This window comes from Rossellomorea vietnamensis (assembly GCF_008180415.1).
GTDB classification, from domain to species: domain Bacteria; phylum Bacillota; class Bacilli; order Bacillales; family Bacillaceae_B; genus Rossellomorea; species Rossellomorea vietnamensis_C.
Genome location: NZ_VTEI01000011.1, coordinates 94,462 through 103,832, shown reverse-complemented (window position 1 = coordinate 103,832; position 9,371 = coordinate 94,462). Strand labels below are relative to the sequence as shown.

The 9,371-nt window shown below is 44.3% G+C and carries 7 protein-coding genes, 8 tRNA genes and 2 rRNA genes; 16 read left to right on the top strand and 1 reads right to left on the bottom strand.

The annotated features are described in order from the left end of the window. From FZC78_RS17785 to rocF, 11 genes are all read left to right on the top strand, one after another. Positions 1-218 (top strand): 23S ribosomal RNA (locus tag FZC78_RS17785); the annotation flags it as partial. A gap of 270 nt (positions 219-488) precedes the next feature. Then, positions 489-605, top strand: a 5S ribosomal RNA gene (gene rrf / locus FZC78_RS17780). Positions 606-612: 7 nt separating this feature from the next. After that, a tRNA-Asn gene (locus FZC78_RS17775) sits at positions 613-687 on the top strand. A gap of 3 nt (positions 688-690) precedes the next feature. Further along, positions 691-763, top strand: a tRNA-Thr gene (locus FZC78_RS17770). 17 nt (positions 764-780) lie between these two features. Beyond that, positions 781-855: transfer RNA gene (locus FZC78_RS17765), tRNA-Glu, on the top strand. Between the two features lie 7 nt (positions 856-862). Further along, positions 863-938: transfer RNA gene (locus tag FZC78_RS17760), tRNA-Val, on the top strand. A gap of 53 nt (positions 939-991) precedes the next feature. After that, positions 992-1,067, top strand: a tRNA-Thr gene (locus FZC78_RS17755). A 7-nt stretch (positions 1,068-1,074) separates the two neighbouring features. Further along, positions 1,075-1,158, top strand: a tRNA-Tyr gene (locus tag FZC78_RS17750). A 65-nt stretch (positions 1,159-1,223) separates the two neighbouring features. Further along, a tRNA-Gln gene (locus FZC78_RS17745) sits at positions 1,224-1,298 on the top strand. A gap of 4 nt (positions 1,299-1,302) precedes the next feature. Next, positions 1,303-1,375, top strand: a tRNA-Lys gene (locus tag FZC78_RS17740). A gap of 821 nt (positions 1,376-2,196) precedes the next feature. Continuing rightward, positions 2,197-3,096, top strand: coding sequence for an arginase (gene rocF / locus FZC78_RS17735; RefSeq protein WP_148941428.1), 900 nt, complete (start codon positions 2,197-2,199; stop codon positions 3,094-3,096). 247 nt (positions 3,097-3,343) lie between these two features. Here the strand turns inward: rocF and FZC78_RS17725 are convergent, their stop codons facing one another. Next, positions 3,344-3,502, bottom strand: coding sequence for an aspartyl-phosphate phosphatase Spo0E family protein (locus tag FZC78_RS17725; RefSeq protein WP_148941427.1), 159 nt, complete (start codon positions 3,500-3,502; stop codon positions 3,344-3,346). 166 nt (positions 3,503-3,668) lie between these two features. Here FZC78_RS17725 and sigW point away from each other — a divergent pair, with 166 nt between their 5' ends. The 5 genes from sigW (at position 3,669) to glmM (ending at position 8,898) form a co-directional block, all read left to right on the top strand. After that, on the top strand, positions 3,669-4,232 hold the full coding sequence (gene sigW, locus FZC78_RS17720) for an RNA polymerase sigma factor SigW (protein ID WP_113926574.1): 564 nt from the start codon (positions 3,669-3,671) through the stop codon (positions 4,230-4,232). Positions 4,233-4,239: 7 nt separating this feature from the next. Further along, on the top strand, positions 4,240-4,884 hold the full coding sequence (locus FZC78_RS17715) for an anti-sigma factor family protein (RefSeq protein ID WP_148941426.1): 645 nt from the start codon (positions 4,240-4,242) through the stop codon (positions 4,882-4,884). A 562-nt stretch (positions 4,885-5,446) separates the two neighbouring features. Further along, positions 5,447-6,283 (top strand): diadenylate cyclase CdaA, encoded by an 837-nt coding sequence (gene cdaA / locus FZC78_RS17710; RefSeq protein WP_148941425.1) that lies wholly within the window; start codon positions 5,447-5,449, stop codon positions 6,281-6,283. Beyond that, on the top strand, positions 6,276-7,511 hold the full coding sequence (locus FZC78_RS17705; protein ID WP_187444991.1) for a CdaR family protein: 1,236 nt from the start codon (positions 6,276-6,278) through the stop codon (positions 7,509-7,511). The genes cdaA and FZC78_RS17705 overlap by 8 nt, the downstream gene beginning before the upstream one ends. 40 nt (positions 7,512-7,551) lie before the next feature. Further along, positions 7,552-8,898 carry a phosphoglucosamine mutase gene (gene glmM, locus FZC78_RS17700; protein ID WP_148941423.1) on the top strand — a complete coding sequence of 449 codons (1,347 nt, stop codon included), beginning with the start codon at positions 7,552-7,554 and terminating at the stop codon, positions 8,896-8,898. Positions 8,899-9,371: the final 473 nt, after the last annotated feature.

The window sequence follows — 9,371 nt, the reverse complement described above, 5'->3', positions numbered from 1 at the left end:
CTGGTGTACCAGTTGTCTTGCCAAAGGCATCGCTGGGTAGCTATGTGCGGAAGGGATAAGTGCTGAAAGCATCTAAGCATGAAGCCCCCCTCGAGATGAGATTTCCCATCACTTTATGTGAGTAAGATCCCTGAAAGATGATCAGGTAGATAGGTCTGAGGTGGAAGCGTGGCGACACGTGCAGCTGACAGATACTAATCGATCGAGGACTTAACCACAGTAAAAAGCGCAGGCGGCTTGAACAGAGGCGACAGGCATATGACAGCAAGCAGATGAGGGCGGTATTTGCCCTCGGCTGATTGCTGCCAGATGACCCCGAGCCTCTAGCCGCCGGAGCTGGATCGCAAAATGCAGCGAAACTCGGAATACTTTCTTCTTTCTTCTAATACTTTATCTAGTTTTGAAAGAACAAATTAAAATAACACTTGAATTTTTCAAGGATGTTGTTATAATAATATTTGTCCTTTCAAGATAAGCAAATACATATGTCTGGTGATTAAGGCGAAGAGGTCACACCCGTTCCCATGCCGAACACGGAAGTTAAGCTCTTCAGCGCCGATGGTAGTTGGGGGATCTCCCCCTGTGAGAGTAGGACGTCGCCAGGCATATCGTTCCGCAGTAGCTCAGTGGTAGAGCTATCGGCTGTTAACCGATCGGTCGCAGGTTCGAGTCCTGCCTGCGGAGCCATTTGCTTCCATAGCTCAGCAGGTAGAGCACTTCCATGGTAAGGAAGAGGTCACCGGTTCGAATCCGGTTGGAAGCTTACTAGTTTATAAGATCGGCCCATTGGTCAAGCGGTTAAGACACCGCCCTTTCACGGCGGTAACACGGGTTCGAATCCCGTATGGGTCACCATTATAGTGGAGGATTAGCTCAGCTGGGAGAGCATCTGCCTTACAAGCAGAGGGTCGGCGGTTCGATCCCGTCATCCTCCACCATTATAACTTAATTAGTTCTGACAACTAAATATCATCTAAAATACCAATGAAATGCCGGTGTAGCTCAACTGGTAGAGCAACTGACTTGTAATCAGTAGGTTGGGGGTTCAAGTCCTCTTGCCGGCACCATTTTATTGGAGGGGTAGCGAAGTGGCTAAACGCGGCGGACTGTAAATCCGCTCCTTCGGGTTCGGCAGTTCGAATCTGCCCCCCTCCACCATTTTTTTGAATACATAAGCAGAAAAACGGACATGTTAACTAATGTCTTTTTATTTTTGCTGTTATTGGGCTATAGCCAAGCGGTAAGGCATCGCACTTTGACTGCGACATGCGTTGGTTCGAATCCAGCTAGCCCAGCCATTTAGAGCCATTAGCTCAGTTGGTAGAGCATCTGACTTTTAATCAGAGGGTCGAAGGTTCGAATCCTTCATGGCTCATTATTGAAAAAAGCTTCCAGGTTTTTCTGGAAGCTTTTTTTGTGTTTTGGCGGTTGTTACTAGAATCAGGAGAGTGATTTTCCTGCTGGTTACTATATTATCCTGGAATAAGCTTATTGTAATACGAAGGTTTGTTTCTTCCTCATCCAGGGGTGGCCATTATTTACGTTTCTGAACGCCGCTTCCGCTTTTATCTCAGCCAGCTCCAGCTTGCGATAAGTCAACACCGAATCGCTTTGCTCTTCGTGATTCCTTTATATCATGCGGGGCCTGGTCATTTTGTACGCCTCTGAGCAGGACCCCCCTTCTGCTTTTGTACCGTCCAGCTCCAACGGCCAGGGACTAGCGGATTGTCACTGCCTCCTCTGCGATAAGTCAACAAGTTCATTTCCTCTAATTGTAAGCTGTAGTTCAAAGAAAAAGTCAGCTCTTGGACTTTTTCTATTATTGAACATCTTTGAGTCGGGAGCGCCTTTCTTATTATATGGAAATGAACATCAACTCACTTCGTTGTTGTGTTTCCTTTATCTCAATACGGCAGCGCTCAAATCCGTACGTCCCTAAACGGCCGCTTCCGCTTTTGTGCCGTCCAGCTCCAGGGCCTAGAGGCTAGCAAAATGCCAGTCCCCTCCTTGCGATAAGTCATCATCGAATTGCTTCGCTCTTCGTGATTCCTTTATCTCATGCGGGGCCTGGTCATTTTGTACGCCTCTGAACAGGCCCTTCCGCTTTTGTATATATATACACGGCGTTGTCCGGTTGAGTCATGTTGCTGTTGTTCGTTACAATGGATATAGAACAGGTTGAGGAGGAACTAGTATATGAAAAAGAATATTTCGATCATTGGCGTTCCTATGGATTTAGGGCAAATGCGCCGTGGAGTAGATATGGGACCAAGTGCTATCCGTTATGCGGGAGTGGCAGAGAGATTAGAGAGACTTGGCCATACAATAAATGACTTGGGGAATATTGAAATTGCACAGCCGGAGAGGGTACATACCTCTGATTCAACTCTGAGAAATTTGACAGCGGTTGCAGAAGGAAATCAAAAGCTGGCTGATAGTGTAGATAAGGTGATTGAGAATAAAGACTTTCCGCTAGTTTTCGGCGGAGACCATAGTATTGCGATTGGAACGCTTGCGGGTGTTTCCAAGCATTACGAGAACCTGGGCGTTATTTGGTATGATGCTCATGGAGATTTGAATACAAGCGATACATCCCCTTCCGGCAACATCCATGGCATGCCGCTTGCTGTCAGCTTGGGCATCGGTGATGAGAGCCTGACAGGTATCGGGGGATACACACCTAAAGTGAAACCTGAAAATATCGTGATCATAGGAGCCCGCTCACTCGATGAGGGAGAGAGGGAATTGATTAAAGAACGCGGTATCAAGGTATTTACTATGCATGAGGTAGACCGTATGGGTATGACGAAGGTAATGGAAGAAGCCATCAACTACTTAAAGGATAAAACGGATGGTGTACATTTATCACTTGATCTTGATGGTCTGGATCCAAGCGATGCTCCTGGTGTCGGAACTCCTGTTATGGGCGGGATCAGCTACCGGGAAAGTCATTTAGCAATGGAAATGCTTGCGGAATCAAACCTGGTAACGTCAGCAGAGTTTGTGGAAGTTAATCCGATCCTGGATGACAAAAACAGAACGGCGTCTGTTGCTGTTGCATTGATGGGTTCTCTTTTCGGAGAAAAATTATTATAAGATAAATAAAGCGCAAGCGCCTCGTTTAGCCCCGACAGGCAAATGTTCCCCGTAGAACAAAAGGCAGTCTTTCCTTTTATACTAAGGGGGTTATTTGATCCCGAGGATCCGTTGCAGTGGTTACGGACCCTCGGGCGCTGGAGCTGGATTCAGAAACACCTCTTAATTTTTGATCTGTAAATTTTTTACTTTCTTATCTAATAAACAAAGCAGCTTCCTTTTCAGGAAGCTGCTTTTATAATTCTTTTTATAATTCTTCAGTTTTTTGATGGAAGGTATTGAGCAGGCGATCAAGCTTTGAACTGATTTCAACGACTTTTTCATTTGCAAAGGATGATTGCAGTGCCAATTCTACCATTCTGCTCCGGTGCTCTTCTATTTGTTTCAGTAATTCAGCTCTCCCCACACTAATTACCTCGTTTCCGACATTGTTTAATTCTTTTATACCCATATAGCAAAAAAAGTAAACATTTCTTTGTTATTTTTTGTTAGGATATAGTAGATGAAAAAAATTGAAACCTTTTTGCTATACGTTCGTATATATGTATAGCCGCATAGAGCGGGGGTATAAAATGGATGCGCTAGTCAATAAAAGAATAAAGCAAGTGCTCAAAGGGGACCAGGATGCATTTGCCGAGGTAATAGAGCTTTATAAAGATAAAGTGTTCCAGATTTGTTTCCGTATGCTGGGCAATCGGCACGAAGCAGAAGATATATCACAAGAGGCTTTTATCAGGGCTTATGTGAATATCCACACCTTCAACCAGAAGCGCAAGTTTTCCACTTGGCTGTACCGTATTGCCACAAACCTGTGCATCGACAGAATCAGGAAAAAGAAACCGGATTATTATCTCGATGCAGAAGTTACTGGGACAGAAGGCCTTACAATGTATTCTCAAGTAGCCGCAGAAGGGCAGCTGCCGGAAGAAGAAGTGGAAGAGATGGAACTTCAGGCAGAAATCCAGCGACAGATTCTCAAGCTTCCGGATAAATACAGGTCGGTGATTGTCCTGAAGTATATTGAAGAATTGTCTCTCCAGGAAATCAGTGAAATTCTGGATCTCCCATTAGGGACGGTGAAAACAAGGATACATAGAGGGCGGGAAGCTCTCAGAAAACAATTAAGAAACATGTAGGAAGGGTGTGAAGCCTTTGAAATCTTGTTGTTCAACAAAATATGAAGAATATATTCATGAATATTTAGATGAAGAAATTACACAAGACCATGAGAAAAAATTGAAAGAACATCTTCAAAGGTGTGAAGAATGTCAGCAGTTTTTCCATGAGATGAAAAAATCGATAGCATTAGTGCAAAGCACATCACATATACAGGCACCTGCGGATTTTACAAGCAAGGTGATGGCAAACCTGCCGCGGGAGAAGAAAAAGGTTGGGGTTCAGAGGTGGCTGAGACACCATCCCCTTATGACAGCAGCCTCCCTCTTTTTCGTACTAATGATTGGCAGCCTGTTTTCCTCCTGGAATGAAAGCGATGAATTTTCCTTTACGAAGCAGCCAGATTTAATTGTCCAGGACCACACGGTAATCGTTCCTGAAGGCAAAGTGATTGAAGGAAATATCACGGTTAAAAACGGCGACGTCAAGGTAGAAGGAAAGGTCAATGGAGACGTAACAATCATTAACGGTCAACAGTACATGGCTTCTGCCGGGAGTGTATCTGGTGAAATCAAAGAAATCGATGCGGCCTTTGAATGGTTATGGTACCAGATGAAAAAAGGTTTCAATGAGACTCTGGATTGGTTTGAAGACCAGCCTGAGGGTATATAAGAAGTGAAAGGATTTGTTCCGGCACCCATGCTGGAACAGTCTTTTTTTAAAAGGGAAGAAAATAATGCAATATCGATTGGTGCTGCGTCTGCCGCCTTTGATTAGGTGATAGACTGACGACCACCCTGGATAGGCCTGAGATGGAAGCCGTTAAATAAAGGGCTCTTTTCGTAAACTTTGTTGCTATATCAAATTAAAAGCAAGAAAGAAAAGAACTTTTTTCTCCGATTAGAGAGAAATCTTTAAGGATTTGCGATATCCGAAAGCTCAATCAAACGACTTTGAAAATCTCATTTTTACAAGAATGTTGCTATTTAATACTATTTTTTTATCCTTCCCTTTTATATATGGGGATTGGAGTCGTGCGCCTGGAGCGGAAATCCATTACTTTTCAACAGCCACAATCCTTGCAAAAAGAGCAAAAAATATCAGCTTATATATATTTCCATTTATCCTTATTATTCTTTATGTCAAGGCTCTTTGTGATATAATAATAAAGTTACTAACTACATAGCCATTTTCACGGCTATCCCTTTAGATCACTTCTATTGGAGGATACTATATGCCGTTTTTTGATGTTTACTCAAATTATTCCGTACTGGACTATGCTTCAGATATAGTCGACATACTTCTGGTATGGTTAGTTATTTACAAATTAATAATGCTGATTAAAGGAACGAAAGCCGTCCAGCTGTTAAAAGGGATTTTCGTCATTATTATCGTAAGAGGTCTCAGCGGGCTGCTGGGATTGGATACTTTAAGATCCTTGGTTGACCAGGCAATTGACTGGGGGATTCTGGCCATTATCATCATCTTCCAGCCGGAACTGCGTAGAGCGCTTGAACAGCTTGGAAGGGGAAGACTGTTCTCCAGAAGCGGAAATCAAGAGGAAGAAGAGCAGGGCCAGATGATCGAAGCGATCGGCAAAGCCGTCAGTTACATGGCGAAAAGGAGAATAGGCGCCCTTCTTTCAATAGAAAGGGAAACGGGCCTGAGTGAATACATAGAAACTGGTATTCCGATTCATTCAAAGATTTCTTCAGAATTGCTGATTAATATCTTTATTCCAAACACGCCTCTTCATGATGGTGCTGTCATCCTGCAAAAGAGGAGGATTGCGGCGGCTGCTTGTTATCTGCCGTTATCCGAAAGTCCATTCATCTCCAAGGAGCTGGGAACAAGGCACAGGGCTGCTTTAGGGATCAGTGAAGTGACGGACAGTATTACGATCGTTGTTTCAGAAGAAACCGGCAGTATTTCTGTTACGGTGAATGGTGACTTGAAACGGAATATTTCAGTGGATGACTTAAAGTTGATCCTCGAGCATGAGCTGATAGGTGAAAAAGCAAATGCATCCTCTACAAAATGGAGCTGGAGGGGGAAGAGAGACAATGGATAAATTCATCGAAAATCGCTGGTTCATGCGTATAGTCGGACTGCTATTGGCCTTTGTCCTTTATGTTTCCGTCAATTTTGATGAGATGGCTGTGCAGAGAAATGAAAGCAGCAATCCGCAGCAAGGCGTAGAGACAATTGAGAACGTACCTGTCGAAATTTTTTATGACAGTGAAAATTTATTTGTAAGCGGTGTTCCTGAAACCGTTACGATCGAAGTGGATGGACCGAAGAATCTGGTTACCTCCGCGAAGACTTTAAGGGACTTTCATGTGTACGCAGATTTGAATGATTTAGGCATTGGCGAACACCAGGTACAGCTGGAAATCGAAGGGATTTCTGACAAGCTGCAAGTAAATCTGAACCCTTCCTTTGTGAATGTTTCCATCCAGGAAAAGGTGACGGAAGAATTCTCGGTGGATCCTGAATTCAATGAAGCATTGCTGGCTGAAGGATATCAGTCAGAGAGTGTGACAGTGGAGCCCCGGAACGTAGAAATTACGGGCGCCAAGGATATCATTGAGCAAGTTGCTTATGTCGTAGCCACCCCGGATGTGAACAGTGGTATAGACGCCTCCATTACTAGGGAAGCAAGAGTTCAGGTGCTTGACAGAGACTATAATAAGCTGGATGTGGCTATTGAACCTGAAACGGTGGATGTGACAATCGAAGTCATCAATCCAAGCAAAGAGGTTACAGTGGCAGTAAACCAGACAGGCGACCTGCCTGATGGTTTGGAAATCCAGTCTATCACTGTCAACCCCAAGAAAGTAACGGTCTTTGGCAGGGACGCTCTTCTCAGGTCGATTAATGAGCTTCAGGCAGAACTGGATTTAAGCGAAGTTACTAAAGATACGACAATTAAAGTGCCGCTCGAACTTCCGGAAGGTGTGAATAAAGTCACACCGGAACAAGTCGAAGTGACAATAGATATTAAAGAAGTTGAAAAGAAAACAGTCATGGGGAATACCATAACGCTAGAAGGTGCTGATGAGGACCTGGAGTATGAGTTTGTCAATCCGGAATCAGGGGCAGTGGATATAACTGTTTCAGGTTTTTCGGAACAGCTGGATACGGTGGACTCTCAATCATTCTCGCTGTTTGCAGATGTAACAGGACTGGCCCCCGGCGATCATGAAATAGAATTGACAGCCGAGGGTCCGGAAGACATCGAATGGGAATTGGCCAACACTACAGTTACAATCCAAATACAAGAGAAAATACCGGCTTAATTTATCACTGGATCTTTAAGCCCACTAAGGAGCGATATCAATGGGAAAGTATTTCGGGACAGATGGTGTAAGAGGAATTGCTAATACAGAGCTGACTCCAGAGTTGGCTTTTAGATTGGGGCGTTTCGGAGGTTATGTGTTGACGAAAGACGCTGAAAGACCAAAGATTCTAATTGGCCGTGATACAAGAATTTCTGGCCATATGCTGGAAGGGGCACTGGTTGCCGGGCTGCTGTCAATCGGAGCTGAAGTGATGCGTCTTGGAGTCATATCAACTCCTGGAGTTGCCTATTTGACGAAAGCTCTTGATGCTCAAGCCGGAGTCATGATCTCTGCTTCCCATAACCCTGTGGGGGATAACGGAATCAAATTCTTTGGATCTGATGGATTTAAACTGACTGATGATCAGGAAAAAGAAATCGAGGACCTTCTTGACCAGGAGGAGGATGCACTTCCTCGTCCAATCGGAGCTGATTTGGGACAAGTCAGCGATTATTTCGAAGGCGGACAGAAGTATCTGCAGTACTTGAAGCAAACAGTCGATGAGGAGTTCGAGGGGCTTACCATCGCTCTGGACTGCGCTCATGGAGCGACGTCTTCATTGGCACCTCATTTATTTGCAGACCTTGATGCTGATCTTATTACAATGGGAGCGTCCCCGAATGGCCTGAATATCAATGATGGAGTCGGATCGACTCATCCTGAAGAACTTGCAAAACTGTTAAAAGAAAAGGGAGCGGATATTGGCCTGGCTTTTGACGGTGACGGTGACCGCCTGATTGCGATAGATGAAAATGGAGATATCGTAGACGGAGACCAGATTATGTTCATCTGCGCTAAGCATTTGAAATCAGAAGGACGCTTGAAGCAGTCCACTGTCGTTTCAACTGTCATGAGCAATCTTGGATTCCATAAAGGAATGGAAGCAAGCGATATTCAGAGCCTGCAAACGGCTGTAGGTGACCGTTATGTAGTGGAAGAAATGCGCAAGAACAACTATTCCCTGGGCGGCGAGCAGTCCGGCCATATCATCTTCCTGGATTACAATACAACGGGCGACGGCCTGCTGACAGGCATCCAGTTAGTCAATATCATGAAGCTGACCGGCAAAAAACTATCAGAACTTGCAGGTGAAATGAAGAAATTCCCGCAAAGACTGGTCAATGTTAAAGTGACGGATAAGCATCACGTGACGGATAATGCCAGGGTCAAAGAAGTGATTGAGAAGGTTGAAGCGGAAATGAACGGCAATGGAAGAATCCTTGTGCGTCCATCCGGCACCGAGCCTCTTGTACGGGTAATGGCTGAGGCACCTACAGAAGAGCTGTGCGTGAAGTATGTGGATGAAATAGTCGATATTGTTAATCAAGAGATGGGATTAAAGTAATAAGCTGAAAATGTGCATGCATAAGAGGGACCCTTGAGTCCTCTTATGCATATTTTTTAACTATACCATCAATAATATCTGGTTTAACTGAATGTTTTTCGGGAAAATTAAGTAAGCACCATAAGCAGGAAGGCATTTTAGCTATCTCCAGGCCGCGTGGGACATTTGAGGAGAGAAGTCCGGAAGTCCATGTGCCGGAAGTTTTATTTTGTCTCAGATATAAATGGGCTGAAAAATTTTTATTGACGGATTCATTCGGGGTATTGTATGATTATCCTGTTTTTGGTTCTCTCTCGAGTGGATCAAGAATAATTCAATGCTGCTTAGGAGGATAGTGGTTAATAAAGATTTAAAAGCGCCAGGACTAAACTGCGTTCGAAGCGGTTTAGTTGACGAGGTGGAGGTTCATCGATTTTTCGGCGGATGCCTCCCGGCTTAAAGCAGAGCCGTCAATTTCTTTCTCAAATCACCGA